We start from the raw sequence: 22,684 nt of genomic DNA on the forward strand, positions 1-22,684 counted from the left end.
GATCGAGCGCCGCCCGCGCGGCGCTTCGCGGGGCAAGCCCGCTCCCACATCTGTTTCGGGCCAATTATTCCTGTGCCAGGTGGGTTGCAGCCTTGGTGTACGCCTGGAAATGGATGAAGAGCAGCTTTGCCGCTCGATATCGAATGGAACAAACATGGCGGACAGAGGTGAGCTCACAGGAGAGTGAGTGCTTGGTGCCTGGCTGGAGTTTTTTTAGCGCCTGTGAGATCGAGCGCCGCCCGCGCGGCGCTTCGCGGGGCAAGCCCGCTCCCACATCTGTTTCGGGCCAATTATTCCTGTGCCAGGTGGGTTGCAGCCTTGGTGTACGCCTGGAAATGGATGAAGAGCAGCTTTGCCGCTCGATATCGAATGGAACAAACATGGCGGACAGAGGTGAGCTCACAGGAGAGTGAGTGAGTGCTCGGTGCCTGGCTGGAGTTTTTCAGCGCCTGTGAGATCGAGCGCCGCCCGCGCGGCGCTTCGCGGGGCAAGCCCGCTCCCACATCTGTTTCGGGCCAATTATTCCTGTGCCAGGTGGGTTGCAGCCTTGGTGTATGCCTGGAAATGGATGAAGAGCAGCTTTGCCGCTCGATATCGAATGGAACAAACATGGCGGACAGAGGTGAGCTCACAGGAGAGTGAGTGCTCGGTGCCTGGCTGGAGTTTTTCAGCGCCTGTGAGATCGAGCGCCGCCCGCGCGGCGCTTCGCGGGGCAAGCCCGCTCCCACATCTGTTTCGGGCCAATTATTCCTGTGCCAGGTGGGTTGCAGCCTTGGTGTATGCCTGGAAATGGATGAAGAGCAGCTTTGCCGCTCGATATCGAATGGAACAAACATGGCGGACAGAGGTGAGCTCACAGGAGTGATTGGCCCGAAACAGATGTGGGAGCGGGCTTGCCCCGCGAAGCGCCGCGCGGGCGGCGCTCGATCTCACAGGCGCCCTAAACCCCAAGGCATGCCCCCACCAGCCTCAACGCCGTACTTGCTTCAGCGTCTCAGCAATCAAAAACGCCAGCTCCAGCGACTGATCGGCGTTCATCCGTGGGTCACAGTGGGTGTGATACCGGTCGGACAACGCATCCTCGGTAATCGGCCGCGCGCCGCCAATGCATTCGGTGACGTTCTGCCCCGTCATCTCGATATGGATACCACCGGCATGGCTGCCCTCGGCCTGGTGCACCTGGAAGAACTGCTTCACTTCATCCAGAATCTGCGCAAAGTCACGGGTCTTGTAGCCGCTGCTGGCCTTGATGGTGTTGCCGTGCATCGGGTCGGAGCTCCACAGCACCTTGCGCCCTTCGCGCTCGACCGTGCGGATCAGCCCCGGCAGGTGGTCGCCGACCTTGCTGGCGCCCATGCGCACGATCAGGTTCAGGCGGCCCGGGTCGTTGGCCGGGTTCAGCGTGTCAATCAGGCGGAGCAGCTCTTCGGGGTTCATGCTGGGGCCAACCTTGACCCCAATCGGGTTGTGCACGCCGCGCAGGAACTCCACATGGGCGCCGTCGAGCTGGCGGGTGCGGTCGCCGATCCACAACATGTGCGCCGAGCAGTCGTAGTAGTCGCCGGTCAGGCTGTCCTGGCGCACAAAGGCTTCTTCATAGTTCAGCAGCAGCGCCTCGTGGGCGGTAAAGAAGCTGGTTTCGCGCAGTTGCGGCGCGCTGTCCAGGCCGCAGGCGCGCATGAACGCCAGGGTTTCGTCGATACGGTTGGCCAGTTGGTGGTACTTGTCGGCCAGCGCCGAGTTGGCGATGAAGTCCAGGTTCCACTTGTGCACCTGGTGCAGGTCGGCAAACCCGCCCTGGGCGAACGCGCGCAGCAAGTTAAGGCTAGCGGTGGCCTGGTGGTAGGCCTGCAGCAGGCGCTCGGGGTCGGGGATGCGGCTTTTGGCGTCGAAGCCGATGCCGTTGACGATGTCGCCACGGTAGGCGGGCAGGGTGATGTCGCCGATGGTTTCATCGCCCGCAGAGCGCGGTTTGGCGAACTGCCCGGCCATGCGCCCAACCTTCACCACCGGGCAGCCGGCGGCGAAGGTCATGACGATGGCCATTTGCAGCAGCACCTTGAAGGTGTCGCGGATTTTCGCCGCCGAGAACTCGGCGAAGCTCTCGGCGCAGTCGCCGCCCTGCAGCAGGAAGGCGCGGCCTTCGGTGACCTCGGCAAACTGCCGGCGCAGCTCACGCGCCTCGCCCGCGAACACCAGCGGCGGGTAGCTGGCCAGGGTCTGTTCAACCTTCAGCAGGTGCGCGGCATCGGGGTAGGTCGGTTGCTGCTGGATCGGCAGGGCGCGCCAGCTGTCAGGGCTCCACGGTTGGTTCATCTCGGGCTCGGTTTTGTCGGTTGTAGGCTTGCGGCCATGGTAACAGTTGGCGCTGCGCTTGTTGCATCAAGGGTGTTGACGGACAATGCGCGTTTTTGCGCGGGTAGGGTGGTTAGCATGGCGGCGGAACGGCAAGAGCGGCTACTGGCACGGGTGGAGGATGCCTTTGGCGTCATCAGCGTGTATGAAGTCGACGACTACCGCTTTCTGGAATTTGGCGATGCCATCGAGCAGAGCTGCGTGTTCACGGCCGACCCCAGCTGGCTGGAGTACGACTACACCCGTGCCATGCTGGTGGGGGCGCTGTGCCACGCGCAGCCAGAGAGCGCGCTGTTTCTCGGCCTGGGGGCCGGCACGCTGACCCAGGCCTGCATGAAGTTTTTGCCGTTGGACGACATCGAGGCCATCGAACTGCGCCCTGACGTGCCGCGCCTGGCCATGGAATACCTGGGCCTGGACGACGACCCGCGGCTGTATGTGCGTATCGGCGATGCGCTGGAATTGCTGCCCACCGCGGAGAAGGCCGACCTGCTGTTCGTCGACCTGTACACCGACCACGGGCCGGGCGTGGGGCACCTGGCGTGGAACTTCCTGGAAAACTGCCAGCAGCAGTTGAACCCGCAGGGTTGGCTGGTGATCAACCAGTGGGCCACCGACGACGGCAGGCCATTGGGCGCGGCCTTGCTGCGCGGGTTGTACCACCGGCACTACTGGGAGTTGCCGGTGAAGGAGGGCAATGTGATCTTGCTGGTGCCGGCGGACCTTGAGCAGAACCTGGACCTGGACGGGCTGCGGGCTCGGGCCGAAGCCTTGGCGCCGCGCTTGGGCTACAGCCTCGAGGGGTTGATCCGCGAAATTCGCCCGGCTACCTGAGTTGGCTTGTTCGCGGGCGCGCCCGCTCCCACAGGGATCTCACAGCACTTAAGGGCGGTGAATATCCTGGGCGCGCGGGCGCAGTGCTATCGCAGACAGGAATCGTTTCAGCCGCTCATGGCTGATGGCTCGATGCTGGCCCGGCGCCGTGAAAATTTTCCTCACGTATGTGCACTATTTCGGGTATAGTACGCGCCGGTCTTTTAGCGGACCTCAAAATCAGGTGGTGCAAATCCTCCGAGTCCAGCTTCGGCTGCACGTCCGCTAGGCGGACCTTCCCAAGTTTTCTTTTTCAATCGTTTTCGCAAATCCCCGCCGACAAAGCTGCCTGGGTGACCTTCTGGTCTTTCAAGGCATGTGCAGCTTTGCAGCATGGGTCTTTGCGGATGCACTTAGAGGCAGACCCATGACCCAGGAAACCGGCGGCTTCGCCGCTCTCGATCTTAATCCGAACATTGTTGCTGCTGTTGTGGCTACCGGCTACGAAGAGCCGTCCGCCATTCAGCAACAATCGATCCCGATCATCCTCGCCGGTCACGACATGATCGGCCAGGCGCAGACTGGCACCGGTAAAACCGCTGCCTTCGCCCTGCCGATCCTGAACAAGATCGATGTGAGCAAGCGCGAACCGCAAGCCCTGATCCTGGCGCCAACCCGTGAGTTGGCGCTGCAAGTTGCTACCGCTTTCGAAACCTACGCCAAGCAGATGCCAGGCGTTAACGTTGTTGCTGTCTACGGTGGTGCCCCGATGGGCCCGCAGCTGCGTGCTATCCGTAACGGCGCGCAAATCGTCGTCGCTACCCCAGGCCGCCTGTGCGATCACCTGCGTCGCGACGAAAAAGTCTTGTCGACTGTTCAGTACCTGGTACTGGACGAAGCCGACGAGATGCTGAAGCTGGGCTTCATGGACGACCTCGAAGTGATCTTCGACGCAATCCCAGCTACCCGTCAGACCGTGCTGTTCTCCGCTACCCTGCCGTCGTCGATCCGCTCGATTGCCGAACGCCACCTGCGTGAGCCCAAGCACGTCAAGATCCAGACCAAGACCCAGACCGTTACCGCGATCGACCAGGCCCACCTGATGGTCCATGCCGACCAGAAGATCCCGGCTGTGCTGCGTCTGCTGGAAGTGGAAGAGTTCGACGCGCTGATCGCCTTCGTGCGTACCAAGCAAGCCACCCTGGACCTGGCCGCCGCGCTGGAAGCCAAGGGTTACAAGGCTGCCGCGCTGAACGGCGACATCGCCCAGAACCAGCGTGAGCGCGTCATCGACTCGCTGAAAGATGGCCGCCTGGACATCGTCGTCGCCACCGACGTCGCCGCCCGTGGCCTGGACGTACCGCGCATCACTCACGTGTTCAACGTTGACATGCCGTACGACCCAGAGTCCTACGTACACCGTATCGGCCGTACTGGCCGTGCCGGTCGCGAAGGCCGTGCACTGCTGCTGGTCACCCCACGTGAGCGCCGCATGCTGCAGGTGATCGAGCGTGTTACCGGGCAGAAAGTGGCCGAAGCGCGCCTGCCGAATGGCCAGGCTGTGCTGGATGCTCGCATCAAGAAGTTGACCAATAGCCTGGCACCGCTGGTTGCCGAAGCAGAAGCCACCCATGGTGAACTGTTCGACCGCCTGACTGCCGACCTGGGCTGCAGCGCCCGTGCCCTGGCCTCGGCCCTGCTGCGCAAGGCCACCAATGGCCAAGCGTTGGACCTGGCTGCGGTAGAGCGTGAGCAGCCGCTGGTGCCGAGCTTTGCCCCGCGTGGCGAGCGCACCGAGCGTGCTGACCGTGGCGAGCGCCCAGACCGTGGTGACCGCGAGCGCCGTGCGCCAATGCCGCTGGCCGAAGGCCGCGTGCGTTGCCGTACTGCCCTGGGTGCCCGTGACGGCATCGCTGCCAAGAACCTGCTGGGCGCGATCCTCAACGAAGGTGGCCTGGCGCGTGACGCTATCGGCCGCATCCAGGTGCGCGACAGCTTCAGCTTGGTCGAGCTGCCAGAAGACGGCCTGGAGAAGTTGCTGTCCAAGCTCAAGGACACCCGCGTGGCTGGCAAGCAGCTGAAGCTGCGTCGCTATCGCGAGGATTGATCCTGGCGCAATGAAAAAATCCCCGGCCTAGGCTGGGGATTTTTTTTGCCTGTGCCGGCCTCTTCGCGGGCTTGCCCGTGACGAGGCCCGTCAGTCGAACCGATAAATGTCCATGCCCAGCGCCCCCAAGGTGAACCCCTGGTGCACCACCCCAAACTTGCCCCCAGCCCCCAGGGCAAAGAACAGCGGCAGCAGGTGCTCATCACTAGGATGGTTGCGCACCGCAAACGGCGCCTGCTGCCGGTAACCCAGCAACGCTTCCTGGTCATCCGCCCGCAGCTTTTCCACTACCCAGTCCCTGAACGCCAGCGCCCAAGGCTCGATCACTTCCGGCCCGGCATGCCAGTCCAGCTCACCCAGGTTATGGGTGATGCTGCCCGAACCCATCAGCAGCACGCCCGCGCCACGCAACCCCGCCAACGCCTGGCCCACCTTGACCTGCAGCGCCGGCCCCAGGTGGCTGGGCAGGGAAACCTGCACCACCGGGATGCTTGCATCCGGGTACATCAGCGACAGTGGCACCCAGGCGCCGTGGTCGAACGGCCGCTGCGCGTCCAGCCGGGCGGCTAGCCCCGCAGCGCTCAACAGCTCACTGACCTGGCTGGCAAGCTTGGGTGCACCCGGTGCCGGGTACTGCAGCGCATACAAGGCTGGCGGGAAGCCATAGAAGTCATGCCAGGTTTCTGGCTGTGCGCCACTGGTGACCAGCAGCTCACGGCTTTCCCAGTGCGCTGACACCACCACGATTGCCGTTGGCCGTGGCAGCTGGTTGGCCAACCCGGCCAAGGCCGGCCCGCTGGCGCCAGGCTGCAGGGCAAGCATGGGGGAGCCGTGGGAAATGAACAGGCTGGGCAGCATGGCAAGGTCCTGAAGGTTAAGATGCACTCATCTTCGATCAACTACAGATCGAAATCCAAACCAAGTTTTACCGACAAATCATCGAAAAATCGGGAGTGATCATGGAGCGTGCGTTCTGGCAGCAGCGGTGGGCCGACAACCAGATCGGCTTTCACCAGGCGCAGGTGAACCCCTATCTGCAGAAGTATTGGCCAAAGCTTGGCCTGGCGCCGGGCAGTCGTGTGCTGGTGCCGCTGTGCGGCAAAAGCCTGGACCTGGCATGGCTGGCGGGGCAGGGCTATCAGGTGGTGGGGGTGGAGCTGTCGCGGCGGGCGGTGGAGGACTTCTTCGGTGAGCATGGGCTTGAAGCTGAAGTGCAGCAACGCGGGGCTTTCGAGGTGTGGCGCAGCGGTGATGTGCAGCTGTGGTGTGGCGATTTCTTTGCCTTGCGCGCAGAGGATGTTGGCGACTGTGCGGGGCTGTATGACCGGGCAGCGGTGATTGCCTTGCCGGTGCCGATGCGTGCGGCGTACATGCAGGCGCTATCGGCATTGCTGCCGGCCAGTTGCCGTGGGCTGGTGGTGACCTTGGATTATGACCAGTCGTTGCTGCCCGGGCCGCCGTTCTCGGTAGGGGATGAAGAGTTGCGGCAGGGGTTTGCCGGGTGGCAGGTGGATGAGTTGGAGGTGGTGCAGGTAATTGGCGAGAGCCCGAAGTTTCTGCAGGCAGGGGCCTCCAGCCTGTTGGAGCGGGTGTACCGGGTTAGCCGCTGACAGCTGGGGGCCGGTACGGGCCCTTTCGCGGGACAGGTACCCCGCAGCCTTCAGGCCTGTGGAGGACCTGTAGGGGCGGGTTTACCCGCGAAGAGGCCAGTGCAGGCGTGCACAAAAAAGGGCGACCGAAGTCGCCCTTTTTTTGTTACCAGGTGGCTTAACCGCGACGGCGCAGGGCCTCGATACGGTCTTCCAGTGGCGGGTGGCTCATCAGCAGCCCGGCCAGGCCGTGCTTCAAACCGCCATTGATGCCAAAGGCCTTCATGGTGTCAGGCATGTGCACTGGCAGGCCTTGTTCCACACGCAGGCGCTGCAGCGCGCCGATCATTGCCGAGGTACCGGCCAGTTGCGCACCGGCTTCGTCGGCGCGGTATTCGCGGCGGCGCGAGAACCACATCACGATCATGCTGGCCAGGATACCCAGGATCAGCTCGGCAACGATGGTCGCCACGTAGTAGGCAATGCCTTGGCCTTCTTCGTTTTTGAAGATGACCTTGTCGACGAAGTTGCCGATGATGCGCGCGAAGAACATCACGAAGGTGTTCACCACGCCCTGCACCAGCGCCAGGGTGACCATGTCGCCGTTGGCCACGTGGCCGATCTCGTGGGCCAGTACGGCGCGCACTTCATCGGGCGAAAAACGCTCCAGCAGGCCTTGGGACACGGCCACCAGCGCGTCGTTGCGGTTCCAGCCGGTGGCGAAGGCGTTGGCCTCGTACGCCGGGAAGATACCGACCTCGGGCATTTTGATGCCCGCTTCACGGGACAGCTCTTCGACCGTTTGCAGCAGCCACTGCTCATGGCGGGTGCGCGGCTGGCTGATGATCTGGGTGCCGGTGGTCATCTTCGCCATCCACTTGGAGATGAACAGCGAGATAAGCGAGCCGGCAAAGCCGAACACGGCGCAGAACACCAGTAGGCTGCTGAGGTTCAGGTCGACCCCGTTGGCCGCCATGAACCCATTGAAACCGAACAGGCTCAGGGTAATGCTTGCAACCAGCACCACCGCGAGGTTGGTGGCTACAAACAACAGAATGCGCATCATGGTTGTTACGTTCTCCTGACGGATGAGTTGTCGCTTACTGCGGGGTATATAAGGGGCCGGACGTGCCGATTCAATCGGGCGACTATTTCAAACTGTGTACGGCGGAGTATGGCAGAGGATGGCGTGGGGGCTGTGGGATAGAGCGTTGCAGGATGTAAGAAATGGTGTATGCCTTGAGGCTTGTGGCGTCGGTGAGATCGAGCGCCGCCCGCGCGGCGCTTCGCGGGGCAAGCCCGCTCCCACATCTGTTTCAGGCCAGTCACTCCTGTGAGTTCACCTCTGTCCGCCTTGTTTGTTCCATTCGATATCGAGGGGGCGCCGCGGCTCTTCATCAATCTCCAGCCATGCACCAAGGCTGCAACCCACCTGGCACAGGACTCATTGGCCTGAAACAGATGTGGGAGCGGGCTTGCCCGCGAAGCGCCGCGCGGGCGGCGCTCGATCTACGCGCCAACCCGGAAACCCCGTCGAACCCTACTGCGAATAACCCTTCAGGAAATTGCCAATGCGCCCAATCGCCGCTTCCAGGTCATCCACCCGCGGCAAGGTCACCACGCGGAAGTGGTCCGGCCATGGCCAGTTGAACGCCGTGCCCTGAACGATCAGCAGTTTCTCCGACAGCAGCAGGTCGAGGGCGAACTTTTCGTCGTTGAGGATTGGGCAAACCTTCGGGTCGATCCGCGGGAACGCATACAGCGCGCCCATCGGCTTCACGCAGCTAACCCCGGGGATATCGTTGAGCAGCTCGTAAGTGCGGTTGCGCTGCTCCAACAGGCGCCCCGGTGGCAGCACCAGGTCGTTGATACTCTGGTAGCCGCCCAGCGCAGTTTGGATGGCATGCTGCGCCGGCACGTTGGCGCACAGGCGCATGTTGGCCAGCATGTCGATGCCTTCGATGTAGCTCAGGGCGTGGTGCTTAGGCCCGGAGATGATCAGCCAGCCAGAACGGAAGCCCGCCACTCGGTACGACTTGGACAAGCCGTTGAAGGTGAGGCACAGCAGGTCGGGGGCCAGCGAGGCGGTGCTGATGTGCACGGCTTCGTCGTACAGGATCTTGTCGTAGATCTCGTCGGAAAACACCACCAGGTTGTGCTGGCGGGCCAGCTCCAGCATGCCCAGCAGCAGCTCTTTGGAGTAAACCGCGCCGGTTGGGTTGTTGGGGTTGATGATCACCAGGGCCTTGGTGTTGGGGGTGATCTTGGCCTTGATGTCTTCCAGGTCGGGGAACCAGTCGGCCTGCTCGTCGCACAGGTAATGCACCGGCTTGCCGCCGGCCAGGCTCACGGCGGCGGTCCACAGCGGGTAATCCGGGGCCGGGATCAGCACTTCGTCGCCGTTGTTCAGCAGCGCCTGCATCGACATCACGATCAGTTCGGACACGCCGTTACCGAGGTAGATGTCCTCGATGGTGACGCCTTCGATTTCCTTCTGCTGGCAGTATTGCATTACCGCCTTGCGGGCGCTGAACAGGCCCTTGGAATCGCTGTAGCCCTGCGCGGTGGGCAGGTTGCGGATCACATCCTGGAGGATTTCGTCAGGTGCCTCGAAGCCAAACGGCGCCGGGTTGCCGATGTTCAGCTTGAGGATGCGGTGGCCTTCCTCTTCCAGGCGCTTGGCGTGCTTGAGCACTGGGCCGCGAATGTCGTAGCAGACATTGGCGAGCTTGTTCGATTTGCTGAACTGCATGATGGGATCCCGATTGAGAAAACGCGCTACGCCCCGCCGAAACGTTTGAAAGGGCAGGAAGCGGGTGCCAGACTGAACGCCTGGCACACGAAGCCAACTAATATACGTGCCACCCGCGCCCCGGAAAAGACGGTGCGGGGTGAAATTAAGCCTGCCGAGGTTCCCACATGCAAAAGATCGAAAAAACCCTGGAACAATGGCGGTCGATGCTCGACCCCGAGCAGTACCAGGTATGCCGCCTCAAGGGCACCGAGCGGCCGTTCAGCGGCAAGTACAACAGCGAGCGCCGCGACGGCATCTACCACTGCATTTGCTGCGGCCTGCCACTGTTCGATGCGCAAACCAAGTTCGATTCCGGCTGCGGCTGGCCGAGCTTCTATGCGCCGATCGCGGACAGCGCGATGATCGAAATTCGCGACACCTCCCACGGCATGATCCGCACCGAAGTCACTTGCGCGCGCTGCGACGCCCACTTGGGCCACGTGTTCCCCGATGGCCCGGCGCCGACTGGCCTGCGCTACTGCATCAACTCGGTGTGCATCGACCTGCGCCCGCGCGACTGACCGGAGCCCGAAACATGGCCGAATCGATGCTGGACATCAAATGCGTGACCCTGGGTGGCGAGCACAAAGTGCTGGCTGACTTCCCGGGCAAGGCTTTGCTGGTGGTCAACACCGCCAGCCAGTGCGGCTTTACCCCGCAATACAAGGGCCTGGAGCAGCTGTGGCAGGCCTACCGCGAACGCGGCCTGGTGGTGCTGGGCTTCCCTTGCAACCAGTTCGGCAAGCAGGAACCGGGCGAGGCGCGGGACATCGCGCAGTTTTGCGAGCGCAATTTTGGCGTGAGCTTCCCGCTGTTTCGCAAGGTCGAGGTCAACGGCCCCGGCGCCCACCCGCTGTTCGTCGAGCTCAAGCAGCGCGCCCCGGGCCTGCTTGGCTCGCAGAAGATCAAGTGGAACTTCACCAAGTTCCTGGTCGACCCAGCCAGTGGCCAGGTCAAGCGTTACGCCCCGACTACCAAGCCGCAGGCCCTGGAAGCGGACATCGAGCGCCTGCTCAGCCGATGACGGGTACCCAGTGGTCGACCAACGCCAACAGCTCTTCGCGGCGGAACGGTTTGGCCAGGTAGTCGTTCATGCCCGCTGCCCGGCAGCGCTCGCGTTCTTCGGGCATGGCGTTGGCGGTGAGGGCGACGATCGGCAGGTGTGGCCACCGGCCGCTCTGGCGGATGCGCCGGCTGGCCTCGTAGCCATCCATCACCGGCATGTTGCAGTCCATCAGCACCAGGTCGAATTCATCCTGTTCGAGCAGGTCCAGGGCCTCGGCGCCCTGGGTGGCCAGCTGCACCTGGCAGCCGAGCTTGGCCAGCATGCCCTTGGCCACCAGTTGGTTCACTGGGTTGTCTTCTACCAGCAGGATGCGCGCGCGGCCTTGTTCCAGGGTAAAGGCCGGGGTGGCCAGCGGGTGTTCCGGCTCATGGCCTTGCAAGGTGCGGCGCAGGGTCTGGTACAAGGCGTTGCGCGCCAACGGCCGCGCCAGCTGATGCAGGGGGGCGAGGGCCACTGACTGTTCGCTGGGCAGGAAGTTGCCATAGGCGGTCACCAGCAGGATCGGGGTTTTCAGCGCCGGGCGCAGGGCGAACAGGTGGTCGAGGTCATCGGTGATCAGCAAGTCGATGGCGGCGGCATCCAGCGTGGCGCCGCTGTCCTGGCGCTGGTAGGCCAGGCCCCAGGCGGGCAGCAGGTCTTGTAACAGTTCGTCTAGCCCGCTACCGGCGGCGCTCAGTGCCACTACCCGCCCGTGCAGCGGCACCGGCGCAATGGCCTCGGTGTGTACGGCCAGTGGCAGCTCGGCGCAGAAGCGGCTACCAAAGCCTGGCTCGGACTGAATAAGCAGGTGGCCCTGCATGGCCTTGCACAGGTTGCGCGTCAGCGTCAGGCCCAGGCCGGTGCCGCCGTACTGGCGGGTGATGCCAGCACCGGCCTGGGTGAACGGCTGAAAGATCCGCGCCTGGGCTTCTGCGGGGATGCCGATGCCGGTGTCGCGCACCTCCAGGCGCACACCGCCGACGATGGTCACCAGGCGCACATCCACGCGGCCGAAGCGGGTGAACTTGAGGGCGTTGGACAGCAAATTGCTGACCACCTGGCGCACCCGCGTGGGGTCGCCGAGCACGCTGCTGGGGAAGTCGCGGGCAATCAAGCAGGTCAGCTCGACGCCTTGCGCGGTGTTCTGCGACAGCAGGTTGGCGGTGTCTTCGACCATCGAGCCCAGGTCGAACGGAATGCGCTCCAGCTCCAGCTGGCCGGCATCGAACTTGGACAAGTCGAGAATATCGTTAAGCAACTCCACCAGCACCTTGCCCGAGTCATGGGCAATCGCCAGTTGCTGGCGTTGCTCGCTGGGCAGCGGGCTGTCCAGGGCCAGGGCGATCATGCCGAGCATGCCGTTGAGCGGGGTACGGATCTCGTGGCTCATGTTGGCGAGGAAGGCGGCGCGTGCCTGGGCCATGTCCAGCGCACGCCGGCGCGCTTCTTCCAGCTCCTGGTTGGACAGGCTGAGGCTGTTGTTGCTGGCTTTCAGCTCAGTGGTGCGCGCCGAGACGATGTCTTCCAGCTCGTTGAGGTACTGGGTAAGGCGGTTTTCTGCGGTGCGCCGCTGCTCGATCTCGGTGGCCATGCTGACGAACTGCTGGTTGGCGACCTTCACCAGTACGCCGATCTCATCGTGTTCGTGGCCGTGCGGGCAGGCCAGGCGGGTTTGCAGGGGCTTGCGCGGGTCGCGAACGCTGAGGGCGCCGATCACCGTCACCAGCGGCTTGGTCAGCATCATGTAGAACAGCGCCAGCAGGATGCCGGTCAGCACCAGGCTACGGGCGAAGCCGTTGAGCAGGGTGACCCCGGCGCGGTCGAGGAAGCGGCTGCCGAAGGCGTAAGTGTCGACTTCCAGGTACAGGGTGCCGAGGTATTCCTTGGGCATGTGGGTGAGGTACAGGCGCTCCTTGAACTGGCGCTGCTCGCCGAACAGAAAGTCGCTGAGTGGCCGGTAGCGGTTTTGCAGGCGCGGCCGCTCGACGTCGGCCAGCACCGTTTCGTTATTGTCGATCAGCCGCGCACGGATGACCGCTGGCGATTGCAGCAGGCCGCGGGTGAGCTCCAGGGCCAGCTCCGCGTCGATGTTGTAGGCAATGCGCGAGGCCGGGTTGTGGCTGATTTGCAGCAACGCGCGCACTTCGCGGTTGATGGACGCGTCTTCGCTGGCATAATCGATGCCGATCTGGATGAGACTGAGCAATGTTCCCAGGATGAAGCCGACCAGGACTGTCAACCGGGCTTGCTTGTATGACAGGCGATTGGTGAACTTGATATCCATGAGTCCCGAGCCGGTTTCACGTCCCTTGCGCTGCGCAAGCATAGCCGATCAACCCCGGCTGCTGGTGGGGCTGTCACACATTCAGCCTTGAATCTGAGTTTGTAGGAGTTGTCATGGACGCCCGCTTGATCGCTTTCCTCGACCGCGCCGAATCGGTACTGGCGCGCCTCGAACCGCTGTTGCCGGCACAACGCCCGGACATCGACTGGGCCACCACCCTGGCCGCCCGTTGGCAGCGCGATGGCCGCAGCGGCTACCTGCTGCCGCTGGACGTCAGCCTGGACATCCGCCTCAGCGACCTGATCGGTGTCGACCAGCAGCGTGACCAGCTGGGCCGCAACACCCATCAATTCATCAACGGCATGCCCGCCAACCACGCGCTGCTGTGGGGTTCGCGCGGTACCGGCAAGTCGTCGCTGGTGCGTGCGCTGCTGGCCGAACACGCCGGCGCTGGCCTGCGCTTGATCGAAATCGAGCGTGACCACCTGGCCGACCTGCCGCGCGTGGTCGAGCAGCTGCACAAGCTGCCGCAGCGCTTCATCCTGTTCTGCGACGACCTGTCGTTCGAAGCCGGGGAGGGCGACTACCGGGTGCTCAAGAGCGTGCTCGATGGCTCGCTGGAACAAGCCCCGGACAACGTGCTGCTGTACGCCACCTCCAACCGCCGCCACCTGGTGCCGGAAAAACAGAGCGACAACGAAAACTGGAAGATGGTCGACGGCGAGCTGCACCCCAACGAAGCGGTGGAGGACAAGATTGCCCTGTCCGACCGTTTTGGCCTGTGGCTGTCGTTCTACCCCTTCAGCCAGGAACACTTCCTCAACGTGGTCGAGCACTGGGTCGGCCAGCTGGCGCGCCAGGCCGGCCTGCGCTGGCAGCGTGACGAAGCCCTGGACATCCTTGCCGTGCGCTGGGCCACCGGCCGCGGTAACCGTAATGGCCGTTGTGCCTATCAGTTCGCCCGCTACTGGGTCGGGCTGCAATTGCTGGAGCAAAAGTAAATGATCGACCTCAATGCCAGTGGCGCCGGCCTCGACGGCTACCACCTGCTGGCGGCGCAAGTGCAGGCGCTGTTTGCCGACGAGCGTGACTTCATCGCCAATGCCGCGCAGTTTTCGGCGTTTCTCTATAGCCAGCTGGACGACCTGAATTGGGCGGGGTTCTACCTCAACCGCAACGAACAGCTGGTGCTGGGCCCGTTCCAGGGCCAGGTGGCGTGCGTGCGTATCCCATTTGGCAAGGGTGTGTGCGGGGCAGCGGCGGCGACGCGGCAAACCCAGCGGGTGGAGGACGTGCATGCGTTCCCGGGGCACATTGCCTGTGACAGCGCGTCCAACAGCGAACTGGTAATCCCGCTGGTGAAGGAGGGCAGGTTGATTGGCGTGCTGGACCTGGACAGCCCGAAGCTTGGGCGCTTCAGTGAGGCGGACCAGGCGGGGCTGGAGCGCTTGGCGGCGATTTTCCTGGAATTGACCGACTGCTGACGGGTGGGTTGCCTGTGCCGGCCTCTTCGCGGGTAAACCCGCTCCTACAATGATTGCACCAGGCCTGAAGGCGATGCGGCCCCTGTAGGAGCGGCTTTAGCCGCGAAGAGGCCGGTACTGGTTAAAGCATCAGTCGTACATCGCCTTCTTCTTCCAGGTCTCTTCCTCATCGGTCTTGAGCCCTTCGGTCAGTTCGTTGTGCTCGTCTTCTGCCGGGGCCATGCGGTCCAGCACCTGGGCGTTGGCCCGGGCCAGCAATTTTTCCAAGTACCGCAACTGCTCTTCATAAACCTTGGGCTCTGGCTGCTTGCGCAGGTACTGCACGCCGCGCTCGAACGCCAGGCGCGCCTGGCCGGGCATGTTTTTCTGCAGGGCCTGCTGGCCGAGGTTGTTGAAGAACTCAATATGCAGCAGCACCAGGATATGGCGAACTTCCTTTATCCAGCGCTTGGCCTCGGGGGTAGGCAGGAAGCCCTCCTGGGCGGCGCGGGTCACCTGGTTGTGCAGCGCCTCCAGCAAGAAGCGCACGTCCTTGGCCTTGGCCTCGGTGTGGATCGGGGCGGGTGGGTTGTTCACCGGGAGCTTCTCGCCCAGGGCGATCAGGCCCTCCAGTTCGGCAATGCGTGCCTTGAGTTCGGCGTTGTGCTTGTCCACCGCCAACTGCCGCTGGTTGAGGTTGAGCTCCAGGCGGGTCAGCAGCAGCTTCAGTGCCGGGGTCATGAACTGGCCTGGGAACGTCTCGGTGATTTCGCCACAGCGGCGCAGGCGGTCGGCCAGTTCGACCTTCAGCCGGGCGCGTTCGAGCTTGCCGTTCTCGACCACATTGTTGAGGTAGCCGATCACGATCAGCAACGCGATACCCGCCACGATGAGCAGGGTGATCAGAAGTGGTGTCACCGTTAATGCCTCACTGAAGAAGAATTACAGCTTTGAGTGTAGTGAGTTCGCTTGGGGACGAACAGCGGCTATATGCCGATGCTGGCCCCTTTGCGGGCAACCCTTTCTTTTATATCGACCAGGCAACCCGCCTCTGCACCCCCGCCACCCGGAAGTCATTGATTTAAATAAATTTCTACAAAGGGGTTGACGCCTTCCCCAAGCCTCCATAGAATGCGCGCCACTTGCAGCGTAAAGCACACAGCGAAACGCGGCAGGGAGTGAAAGCAAGCAGCAATGCTAGCAGCGTGTCCCCTTCGTCTAGTGGCCTAGGACACCGCCCTTTCACGGCGGTAACAGGGGTTCGAGTCCCCTAGGGGACGCCAAATTGCGGGAATAGCTCAGTTGGTAGAGCACGACCTTGCCAAGGTCGGGGTCGCGAGTTCGAGTCTCGTTTCCCGCTCCAGTTTCTCCGGCACTGCTTAACGGCAGGGCAGGAAAAGAAAATCCAGGCTGAATCGTGAGGTTCAAACTTGGTGCACTGAAAAGTGTTGTGTGTCCCCTTCGTCTAGTGGCCTAGGACACCGCCCTTTCACGGCGGTAACAGGGGTTCGAGTCCCCTAGGGGACGCCAAATGCGGGAATAGCTCAGTTGGTAGAGCACGACCTTGCCAAGGTCGGGGTCGCGAGTTCGAGTCTCGTTTCCCGCTCCAGTTTAAATACTGTGGCGTCTATGCGGTGCAGTGGTGGTGAAGGTCTTCATGGCGCTTCACGCCGATAGCGGTAAAAAGTTTCAAATGCGGGAATAGCTCAGTTGGTAGAGCACGACCTTGCCAAGGTCGGGGTCGCGAGTTCGAGTCTCGTTTCCCGCTCCAAATCGAAGAACGAAGAAAGGGACGAAAGTCCCTTTCTTCGTTTTCGTCTATTTGAAATGGGCGTTACCAAGGCGCCCTGTTTCAAGGCGCCTATGGCGTGGTCAGCGGTAGCTGATGGTGAACTTCAATGCGGCCTTGGCCAAGCGCAGCGAGCTGCGCTTGCGGGGAGCGGTTTTATGGAATGGCAACCAGGAAGTTCACGCTGGTAGCGATATGTCCTTCACTTACGGTGGTTGCAGTAGTGTGCAGCTGTGTGGTGAAGTTCATGTCGGTGACCACTGTCTCGCTCAGCTCGTATTCGACAGAATCTGCATCAGGGGCGAGCTGAGTGTTGCTCTTGTCGTAGATGGCCAGCGCGAAGCCCTCGCTGTAGCCTACGCCGCTTTGCAGTGCATACAGTTTGCCGGACGGGTCGCTGCCATAGTTGGCGCTGAACTTAACGGTTGCCTTGGCGCCGGGGCCGATAGTGCAGGTTGTAGGGTCAACCCGCAGGGCGAACCGTTCCATCGGCGTTTTCAGGCCTAGCTCTTTGAAGTCATCGGCTTTGAAGTCGCCAAGGTAGATTTTGGGCAGGATAGGGCCGCCAGGCGTGACGACGCTGATCGGGCAGGTGCCGCCAGCACTTACGCTACCTTCGAATTGGATGATGTCGGCGGCCATGGCAGAACTGCAGCTGAGGCCTAAGGCGAATACAGCAAGGATACGTTTCATTGTGCGATCCAGATAGGAAGTTGACTTATCGGTGTATGTCGAGCCGGCCTCCAGTGGGTGGGCGCCGGCTTGGCATTGCGCAAGCCTATCGTTGGTCGCAAAAGGGAATCTGTAAGGGAAGTCGTATTGGTGCCTGGAGAACGCGATGCTTATCAGGCGCCGCTTGGGTCAGAGGGTTTGACCTGAAGCGGTTATCAACTGCTTCTGCAAGTTCCAGTCGAAGGGTTCGCCATTTTGCTCGGCTTCATAGCGGCGTTCTTCCAGCTGTTGATAGAGGTTCAGCTCTTCATCTGGCATGAAGTGCAAGCAATCACCACCGAAGAACCAGAGCAAATCGCGTGGCACCAGGTGGGCGATTTGTGGATAGCGTTGGATTACCTGGCAAATCAGGTCCTGCCCCAGGTATTGGCTATGCAGCGGATCCTGTGGCAGCAGGTTCAGCAGTTCGTCGAAGCGCTCCAGAAACAACGCATGGCTTTCTTCAGGTACCTGCTCGGCTTCGGCCACAGCCACCAGGATGGTGCGCAGATGCTGCAGCAGTTGCAGGTGATATTCCAGGTGGGGGGTGGCCATGATGCGGTCCTCGGCGAGCTAAAAGCGTGAGTATACCTCAATGAGGATCACCTCCTTACCGATAGGTTAAGCAGGTGGGTGGCCGGTTTGTGCACTCGGGTACCTGTCATTTTTGATAGTTGAATGGAATGACGAGCAGGTTTTACATGGTGCCAGGCGTTTGGCCTGACTTGGAGAGCACCATGGCTCGTGCGAATAGTTTGGCCCCGAGTGCAGGGGTTCCTATTGTTTATAGTCAGGTGTGGTACAGCCTGTTGAATGGATGCTGGAAGGTCTATTACGCAAAGAATGAATTTACCCCGGGTGAGGCGCTTTTGCTCGACAGGCAGACTGATGCTATCACGCGAAAAACTGCATCTTTGGTATTTGGTCGCCCGCAAATGAAGTGGTCGGACACCGTTGTAGAAATCCATAAACGGCTGCTGAGTGAGCGGGAGGCAGTCCTTGTATTGGAGGCGGGTGGCGATGCGGCCTGGTTGCGTGAAATCAGGGAGGTTGGATACGACGGCAGCCAAATCCTGACAATCCAAGTCACCCTGCTCGGCAGCAAGCTCGCTTATCGAGGTGATGGTGTCGTTCGCTTGCAGTGGCCTGTTGTGCCGGAGTTTTCATTCACCGGGCAAGATACTTTACGGCTGAAACTGAAACGTGGCTACGAGGCCAAGAAAAGCGTTGATATTTATTCGGTCGGGCAGCCTGTTAACAGCAAGTTGAATGCGTTGGATGTTATCTTCCAGCCGTACAATTATGCGACGGCAATGGCCTTGCAGTATGTCAGTACGAGCGTGGCAGCAGGGGAGGGCCAGGCGCCGGCCTTGGCAGGTTTGCCTGATAGCCGGGGCGTGGACGATGTCACTATTTTCTTGTTTTCCCAACTGGCGTTTCCTGAAGTGGGCCAAGGCCAGCCCCCTTACGATGAAGCATGGATCCCTTCCTTGGTGTTTCCGCCTCCCCAACTCAAGCGTGAAAATGGCTCTTACGATAAAATCTCCAAGGTCTATGGAACGGAATACTTCTCTCCCAGGGAGCAATTTTCATCGGCTGAGGGCGCTCAACCACTAAAAGTCGCATTGTCTCTTGACCCCTTGGTACGCGTCATCGCCAATGGCGAGGGCAAACAGCCCGTTTTGCTACAGCCAGGCCCTGACCTGGCGACCTGGGTGCTCGAGGGCGACCGGTTGGGGCGCGTGGATAAAGAAGGTAGTGCTCGGTACTATTACCCTCCGGCCAAATCGGAAGCCGAGGTAGTGCTGGAAGCGAACAACAAGACCAATCGCCCGGCTGCCGTTATTTCGAGCGTTCCGAAACGGTTCACGGTTGATGTGGTCAAGGCCACCCAAGGTGGCGAAAGTGCCTGTGCTACATTTGCAGTGTACTACGCACCGGTGACCCATTATTTCAAGGTGTCCTTGGCAGGTGGCAAGTTTAAACTTACCTTTTGTTTTTACTCACCTGATACAGGGAAGGAAGTTCAAGTCGAGGCGAGTGATACCGAATGGGCCATTGCTTCGGGTAACGGGAGCGTATCCAGTACTGGCGTATTCAGCCCAGCCACCAGCAATCCATCGCCCTTCACGGTTGTTTGGGCGCGAGATACAACTAGCGACCGGCTGTTGTACTGGGCGTTTACCGTCATCCCGATACCGCTCTATTCGTCTGCTGAGGCAGTGGCGTTGTTCCAGAGCTAACGCCTTGTTTTAGCGTTCGCCAAGCCGACAGAGCCTTCAATGACTCTGTCGGTATCCTTGCATACTTTCAGCGAATGCGCCCCGGCTCGGGTGCCAGCTGGTCTTTGTCGAAAGCGTCCACCTCGATTACCTTCCGGCGGGCCTGCTCGGCTTCCTGCAGGCGTTGGCCCTCGGCAGGCTGTAACAGGCCCGCGTCAACGGCTGCTTCGACGGGCGACTGGCCTTGGGTTGCCTTTACCCTGCCTGCCTTGATGGCCTGATGCAGCATTTTTTGCAGGGGCGCTGATTCATCCAGCAAATCACTTGCCCGTTGCAGCGCCGCAACAGGGTCGCCTTCACCGGTTGGCCTGTAGCAGCCCGCGAGCAATTCCTCCAGCGCCGGGTCGCCCTTGCTGCGCCCAATCAGCGCCGCCACCTCGGCGTCCAGTTCATCGCTCGGCCCGGTATGGCGGCGGCCGAAGGGGAACACCAGCACGCGCAGCGCGCAGCCGACAAAACGGTTGGGGAAGTTGTCGAGTAGCCGGTCGAGGGCCTTTTCCGCCTGGCCCAAGCTTTCTTCCATGGCCCAACGCAGCAGGGGCTGCATATGCTCGGGCGAGCCCAGGTCGTGGTAACGCTTGAGCGCGGCGCTGGACAAGTACAGGTAGCTCAGTACATCACCCAGCCGGGCACTCAGGCGTTCGCGGCGCTTGAGGGCGCCACCCAGTAGCAGCATCGACAAGTCCGCCAGCAGGGCGAAGGCGGCGGCCTGGCGGTTGAGGGCGTGGAAGTAGCCTTGGCTCAAGGCATCGCCCGGCACGTTCTCCAGGCGGCCCAGCCCCAGGTTGAACACCAGCGTGCTGGCCGCGTTGCCGGCGGCGAACATCATGTGCTTGATCAACAGGTCGTCGAATTCGCGCAGCGCCTGGTCGCGGTCTTCGCGGCCGGCCAGGGCCATTTCCTTGAGCACGAACGGGTGGCAGCGAATGGCGCCCTGGCCGAAGATCATCAGGTTGCGCGAAAGAATGTTGGCGCCCTCGACCGTGATGAAGATCGGTGCCCCTTGCCAGTTACGCCCCAGGTAGTTGTTCGGGCCCATGATGATGGCTTTGCCACCGTGCACGTCCATGGCGTGCTGGATGCACTCGCGGCCGCGCTCGGTGAGGTGGTACTTGAGGATCGCCGACAGCACCGAAGGCTTCTCGCCCAGGTCCACGGCCTTGGCGGTCAGCAGGCGGGCGCTGTCCATCAGCCAGGCATTGCCGCCAATACGTGCCAGTGACTCCTGGATGCCTTCGAAGGCCGCCAGCGGCACGTTGAACTGCTCGCGAATTTTGGCGTACTGGCCGGTGACCAGGCTGGTGTACTTGGCGGCCCCGGTGCCGACGGCGGGCAGGGAGATCGAACGGCCCACCGACAGGCAGTTCATCAGCATCATCCAGCCCTTGCCGAGCATGGCCTGCCCGCCGATGAGGAAACTCAGCGGCACGAACACGTCCTTGCCGCTGTTGGGGCCGTTCATGAAGGCGGCGCCCAGGGGGAGGTGGCGCTTGCCGATGTCTACGCCGGGAGTGTCGGTGGGTATCAGCGCTAGGCTGATGCCCAGCTCTTCCTCGTCACCCAGCAGATGGTCCGGGTCAAATGCCTTGAATGCCAGGCCCAACAGTGTGGCGATTGGGCCGAGGGTGATGTAGCGCTTTTCCCAGTTCAGGCGCAGGCCGATGACTTCTTCACCCTGCCATTGGCCCCTGCAGACCACGCCGGTGTCGGGCATGGCACCGGCATCGGAGCCGGCCAGCGGGCCAGTGAGGGCGAAGCAGGGGATTTCTTCGCCGCGGGCCAGGCGTGGCAGGTAGTGGTTGCGTTGTGCGTCGGTGCCGTAATGCAGCAGCAGTTCGGCGGGGCCCAGGGAGTTGGGCACCATCACTGTGGAGGCCAGGTCGCCGCTGCGGGTGGCAAGTTTCATCGCCACCTGAGAATGGGCGTAGGCAGAAAAGCCTTTGCCACCGTATTCCTTGGGGATGATCAGGGCGAAGAAGCCGTGCTCCTTGATATGCGTCCAGGCTTCGGGCGGCAGGTCCAGGTCCTGGCCGATCTGCCAGTCGCTGACCATGGCACACAGTTCTTCGGTAGGGCCGTCGATGAAGGCTTGTTCTTCTTCAGTCAGCTTCGGTGCCGGGTAGGCGAGCAACGTGCGCCAGTCGGGGCGGCCGCTGAACAGTTCGCCGTCCCACCACACGGTACCGGCGTCGATCGCCTCGCGCTCAGTCTGCGACATGGGCGGCAGGGTACGCTGGAACCAGTTGAACACCCGGCTGGTGAACACCTTGCGCCGCCACTCCGGCAGCGCCACCAGGGCGATCTTCAGCGCCAGCACGATCCAGATCAGGGTCAGCAGCCAGCCAGGGGCACTGCTGAAAATGCCCATCAGCAGCACGTAGGCCGCCATGATGCCGAGAATTTGCAAGGGCGCCAGGCGCCGATGCGTGAGGTACGCCGCGCCGATCACCAGCACTACCAACCACAACAGCAACATAATCGATCCTCCTTGGAGCCAGGGGGCTTGAGCCGTCCCAGACAGCTTAGACGTAACGCTGTGAGCGGCGGCTTCGGAACAGTGACAGGGTGTGGCGGTGAGAGTTTCAGGGCGTTGTATGCCTGTACCGGCCCTTTCGCTTTTGTAGGAGCGGGCTTGCCCGCGAAAGGGCCGGTACAGCCGGTAAAACTCTGGAGTAGACTGTGCCTCCTGCGCATTTCATAAGGAGATTGCCATGCTGAAGATCTGGGGCCGCAAGAATTCGAGCAATGTGCGCAAGGCACTGTGGATTGCCCACGAACTGGGCCTGGACTTCGAGGCCATCGACGCCGGCGGCGCCTTCGGTGTGGTCAACGAGCCGCACTACCGCGCCCGCAACCCCAACGGCCTGGTGCCGATGCTCGAAGACGGCGACCTGACCTTGTGGGAGTCCAATACCATCGTTCGCTACCTGTGTGCCGAGTACGGTGCAGAGCAGGGCTGGTACCTGGAAGACCCGCGCCAGCGCGCCCTGGCCGACAAGTGGATGGACTGGACCACCTCGTCCTTCGCCGCACCGTTCCGTCCGCTGTTCTGGGGCCTGCTGCGCACCCCGGAAGACCAGCGCGACTGGGTGGCGATCAACGCCGCGCACAAGCAGTGCGCCCAGTTGCTGGCCATTGCCGACGAAACCCTGGGTAAACAGCCGTACCTGTCCGGTGACCAGATCGGCATGGGCGACATCCCACTGGGTAGCTTTATCTATGCCTGGTTCGAAATGCCCATCGAGCGCCCGGCCATGCGCCACCTGGAAGCCTGGTACCAGCGCCTCAAGGCCCGCCCGGCCTACCAGGCAGCGGTGATGACCGCGCTGACCTGATCGAACACCACGGCTACTTCGATAGTCATTATCAATACACATGACTGTACTTGTGCGGCCTGGCCTTGCACCATTGGCCGCACTCACTGCGCCAGTGACTATGCCTGGCGTGTCCCG

The 22,684-nt window shown here is 62.0% G+C and carries 18 protein-coding genes and 5 tRNA genes; 14 read left to right on the forward strand and 9 right to left on the reverse strand.

Annotated elements, in window-relative coordinates; genetic code table 11:
* Positions 1-969 precede the first annotated feature (969 nt).
* The gene (locus DV532_RS07080; RefSeq protein ID WP_056797399.1) at positions 970-2,316 is read right to left on the reverse strand and encodes a class II 3-deoxy-7-phosphoheptulonate synthase; all 1,347 of its coding nucleotides are present in this window, start codon (positions 2,314-2,316) and stop codon (positions 970-972) included.
* Positions 2,317-2,433: 117 nt separating this feature from the next.
* Here DV532_RS07080 and DV532_RS07085 point away from each other — a divergent pair, with 117 nt between their 5' ends.
* On the forward strand, positions 2,434-3,189 hold the full coding sequence (locus DV532_RS07085; RefSeq protein ID WP_056797396.1) for a spermidine synthase: 756 nt from the start codon (positions 2,434-2,436) through the stop codon (positions 3,187-3,189).
* A 406-nt stretch (positions 3,190-3,595) separates the two neighbouring features.
* The gene (locus DV532_RS07090) at positions 3,596-5,275 is read left to right on the forward strand and encodes a DEAD/DEAH box helicase (RefSeq protein WP_056797394.1); all 1,680 of its coding nucleotides are present in this window, start codon (positions 3,596-3,598) and stop codon (positions 5,273-5,275) included.
* 90 nt (positions 5,276-5,365) lie between these two features.
* Here DV532_RS07090 and DV532_RS07095 read toward each other — a convergent pair whose 3' ends face one another.
* On the reverse strand, positions 5,366-6,133 hold the full coding sequence (locus DV532_RS07095; protein ID WP_056797391.1) for a class III extradiol ring-cleavage dioxygenase: 768 nt from the start codon (positions 6,131-6,133) through the stop codon (positions 5,366-5,368).
* Positions 6,134-6,234: 101 nt separating this feature from the next.
* On the opposite strand from DV532_RS07095, the gene DV532_RS07100 reads away from it, so the two are divergent.
* A complete protein-coding gene (locus tag DV532_RS07100; RefSeq protein ID WP_056797388.1) occupies positions 6,235-6,885 on the forward strand; it encodes a thiopurine S-methyltransferase in 651 nt (216 codons plus the stop codon).
* 157 nt (positions 6,886-7,042) lie between these two features.
* On the opposite strand, the gene htpX is transcribed toward DV532_RS07100, so the two are convergent.
* Positions 7,043-7,930 carry a protease HtpX gene (gene htpX, locus DV532_RS07105; RefSeq protein WP_056797385.1) on the reverse strand — a complete coding sequence of 296 codons (888 nt, stop codon included), beginning with the start codon at positions 7,928-7,930 and terminating at the stop codon, positions 7,043-7,045.
* A gap of 474 nt (positions 7,931-8,404) precedes the next feature.
* Complete coding sequence (locus DV532_RS07115; protein ID WP_004575940.1) at positions 8,405-9,616, reverse strand: pyridoxal phosphate-dependent aminotransferase; 1,212 nt, start codon at positions 9,614-9,616, stop codon at positions 8,405-8,407.
* 167 nt (positions 9,617-9,783) lie between these two features.
* On the opposite strand from DV532_RS07115, the gene msrB reads away from it, so the two are divergent.
* Together msrB and DV532_RS07125 are read left to right on the forward strand one after the other, a co-directional pair.
* Positions 9,784-10,179: a peptide-methionine (R)-S-oxide reductase MsrB gene (gene msrB / locus DV532_RS07120; RefSeq protein ID WP_056797383.1), complete on the forward strand. Its 396-nt coding sequence runs from the start codon at positions 9,784-9,786 to the stop codon at positions 10,177-10,179.
* 14 nt (positions 10,180-10,193) lie between these two features.
* Complete coding sequence (locus DV532_RS07125; RefSeq protein WP_056797380.1) at positions 10,194-10,682, forward strand: glutathione peroxidase; 489 nt, start codon at positions 10,194-10,196, stop codon at positions 10,680-10,682.
* On the opposite strand, the gene DV532_RS07130 is transcribed toward DV532_RS07125, so the two are convergent.
* On the reverse strand, positions 10,672-13,029 hold the full coding sequence (locus tag DV532_RS07130) for a response regulator (RefSeq protein WP_056797378.1): 2,358 nt from the start codon (positions 13,027-13,029) through the stop codon (positions 10,672-10,674). The two genes, DV532_RS07125 and DV532_RS07130, sit on opposite strands and share 11 nt — an antisense overlap.
* A gap of 71 nt (positions 13,030-13,100) precedes the next feature.
* Between DV532_RS07130 and DV532_RS07135 the strand changes: the two genes are divergently transcribed.
* Both DV532_RS07135 and DV532_RS07140 read left to right on the forward strand, forming a co-directional pair.
* On the forward strand, positions 13,101-13,988 hold the full coding sequence (locus tag DV532_RS07135) for an ATP-binding protein (protein ID WP_056797375.1): 888 nt from the start codon (positions 13,101-13,103) through the stop codon (positions 13,986-13,988).
* On the forward strand, positions 13,989-14,471 hold the full coding sequence (locus DV532_RS07140) for a GAF domain-containing protein (protein ID WP_056797372.1): 483 nt from the start codon (positions 13,989-13,991) through the stop codon (positions 14,469-14,471).
* A gap of 129 nt (positions 14,472-14,600) precedes the next feature.
* On the opposite strand, the gene DV532_RS07145 is transcribed toward DV532_RS07140, so the two are convergent.
* The gene (locus tag DV532_RS07145) at positions 14,601-15,368 is read right to left on the reverse strand and encodes a hypothetical protein (RefSeq protein ID WP_056797369.1); all 768 of its coding nucleotides are present in this window, start codon (positions 15,366-15,368) and stop codon (positions 14,601-14,603) included.
* A gap of 289 nt (positions 15,369-15,657) precedes the next feature.
* Here DV532_RS07145 and DV532_RS07150 point away from each other — a divergent pair.
* From DV532_RS07150 to DV532_RS07170, 5 genes are all read left to right on the forward strand, one after another.
* Positions 15,658-15,733, forward strand: a tRNA-Glu gene (locus tag DV532_RS07150).
* 4 nt (positions 15,734-15,737) lie between these two features.
* A tRNA-Gly gene (locus DV532_RS07155) sits at positions 15,738-15,813 on the forward strand.
* Positions 15,814-15,904: 91 nt separating this feature from the next.
* Positions 15,905-15,980 (forward strand) — tRNA-Glu (locus tag DV532_RS07160).
* A gap of 3 nt (positions 15,981-15,983) precedes the next feature.
* A tRNA-Gly gene (locus DV532_RS07165) sits at positions 15,984-16,059 on the forward strand.
* Between the two features lie 86 nt (positions 16,060-16,145).
* A tRNA-Gly gene (locus DV532_RS07170) sits at positions 16,146-16,221 on the forward strand.
* A gap of 174 nt (positions 16,222-16,395) precedes the next feature.
* Here the strand turns inward: DV532_RS07170 and DV532_RS07175 are convergent.
* Both DV532_RS07175 and DV532_RS07180 read right to left on the reverse strand, forming a co-directional pair.
* Complete coding sequence (locus DV532_RS07175) at positions 16,396-16,881, reverse strand: fimbrial protein (RefSeq protein WP_162241112.1); 486 nt, start codon at positions 16,879-16,881, stop codon at positions 16,396-16,398.
* A gap of 219 nt (positions 16,882-17,100) precedes the next feature.
* Positions 17,101-17,505, reverse strand: a complete 405-nt coding sequence (locus DV532_RS07180; protein ID WP_056797363.1) for a PA2817 family protein — start codon at positions 17,503-17,505, stop codon at positions 17,101-17,103.
* Positions 17,506-17,687: 182 nt separating this feature from the next.
* Here DV532_RS07180 and DV532_RS07185 point away from each other — a divergent pair, with 182 nt between their 5' ends.
* A complete protein-coding gene (locus tag DV532_RS07185; RefSeq protein WP_156675859.1) occupies positions 17,688-19,193 on the forward strand; it encodes a hypothetical protein in 1,506 nt (501 codons plus the stop codon).
* A gap of 67 nt (positions 19,194-19,260) precedes the next feature.
* Here the strand turns inward: DV532_RS07185 and DV532_RS07190 are convergent, their stop codons facing one another.
* Positions 19,261-21,708, reverse strand: coding sequence for an acyl-CoA dehydrogenase (locus tag DV532_RS07190; RefSeq protein ID WP_056797356.1), 2,448 nt, complete (start codon positions 21,706-21,708; stop codon positions 19,261-19,263).
* Positions 21,709-21,943: 235 nt separating this feature from the next.
* Here DV532_RS07190 and DV532_RS07195 point away from each other — a divergent pair, with 235 nt between their 5' ends.
* The gene (locus DV532_RS07195; RefSeq protein WP_056797353.1) at positions 21,944-22,567 is read left to right on the forward strand and encodes a glutathione S-transferase; all 624 of its coding nucleotides are present in this window, start codon (positions 21,944-21,946) and stop codon (positions 22,565-22,567) included.
* Positions 22,568-22,684 lie beyond the last annotated feature (117 nt).

It is taken from the genome of Pseudomonas sp. Leaf58 (assembly GCF_003627215.1).
In the GTDB taxonomy this organism is placed as follows: Bacteria; Pseudomonadota; Gammaproteobacteria; order Pseudomonadales; family Pseudomonadaceae; genus Aquipseudomonas.

Coding starts and splice junctions, on each gene's coding strand:
- DV532_RS07085 (WP_056797396.1), top strand. CDS start 2,434: ATGGCGGCGGAACGGCAAGAGCGGCTACTGGCACGGGTGGAGGATGCC.
- DV532_RS07100 (WP_056797388.1), top strand. CDS start 6,235: ATGGAGCGTGCGTTCTGGCAGCAGCGGTGGGCCGACAACCAGATCGGC.
- msrB (WP_056797383.1), top strand. CDS start 9,784: ATGCAAAAGATCGAAAAAACCCTGGAACAATGGCGGTCGATGCTCGAC.
- DV532_RS07125 (WP_056797380.1), top strand. CDS start 10,194: ATGGCCGAATCGATGCTGGACATCAAATGCGTGACCCTGGGTGGCGAG.
- DV532_RS07080 (WP_056797399.1), bottom strand. CDS start 2,316: ATGAACCAACCGTGGAGCCCTGACAGCTGGCGCGCCCTGCCGATCCAG.
- DV532_RS07115 (WP_004575940.1), bottom strand. CDS start 9,616: ATGCAGTTCAGCAAATCGAACAAGCTCGCCAATGTCTGCTACGACATT.
- DV532_RS07190 (WP_056797356.1), bottom strand. CDS start 21,708: ATGTTGCTGTTGTGGTTGGTAGTGCTGGTGATCGGCGCGGCGTACCTC.
- DV532_RS07140 (WP_056797372.1), top strand. CDS start 13,989: ATGATCGACCTCAATGCCAGTGGCGCCGGCCTCGACGGCTACCACCTG.
- DV532_RS07185 (WP_156675859.1), top strand. CDS start 17,688: ATGGCTCGTGCGAATAGTTTGGCCCCGAGTGCAGGGGTTCCTATTGTT.
- DV532_RS07090 (WP_056797394.1), top strand. CDS start 3,596: ATGACCCAGGAAACCGGCGGCTTCGCCGCTCTCGATCTTAATCCGAAC.
- DV532_RS07195 (WP_056797353.1), top strand. CDS start 21,944: ATGCTGAAGATCTGGGGCCGCAAGAATTCGAGCAATGTGCGCAAGGCA.
- DV532_RS07175 (WP_162241112.1), bottom strand. CDS start 16,881: ATGGCCGCCGACATCATCCAATTCGAAGGTAGCGTAAGTGCTGGCGGC.
- DV532_RS07095 (WP_056797391.1), bottom strand. CDS start 6,133: ATGCTGCCCAGCCTGTTCATTTCCCACGGCTCCCCCATGCTTGCCCTG.
- DV532_RS07135 (WP_056797375.1), top strand. CDS start 13,101: ATGGACGCCCGCTTGATCGCTTTCCTCGACCGCGCCGAATCGGTACTG.
- DV532_RS07180 (WP_056797363.1), bottom strand. CDS start 17,505: ATGGCCACCCCCCACCTGGAATATCACCTGCAACTGCTGCAGCATCTG.
- DV532_RS07130 (WP_056797378.1), bottom strand. CDS start 13,029: ATGCTTGCGCAGCGCAAGGGACGTGAAACCGGCTCGGGACTCATGGAT.
- htpX (WP_056797385.1), bottom strand. CDS start 7,930: ATGATGCGCATTCTGTTGTTTGTAGCCACCAACCTCGCGGTGGTGCTG.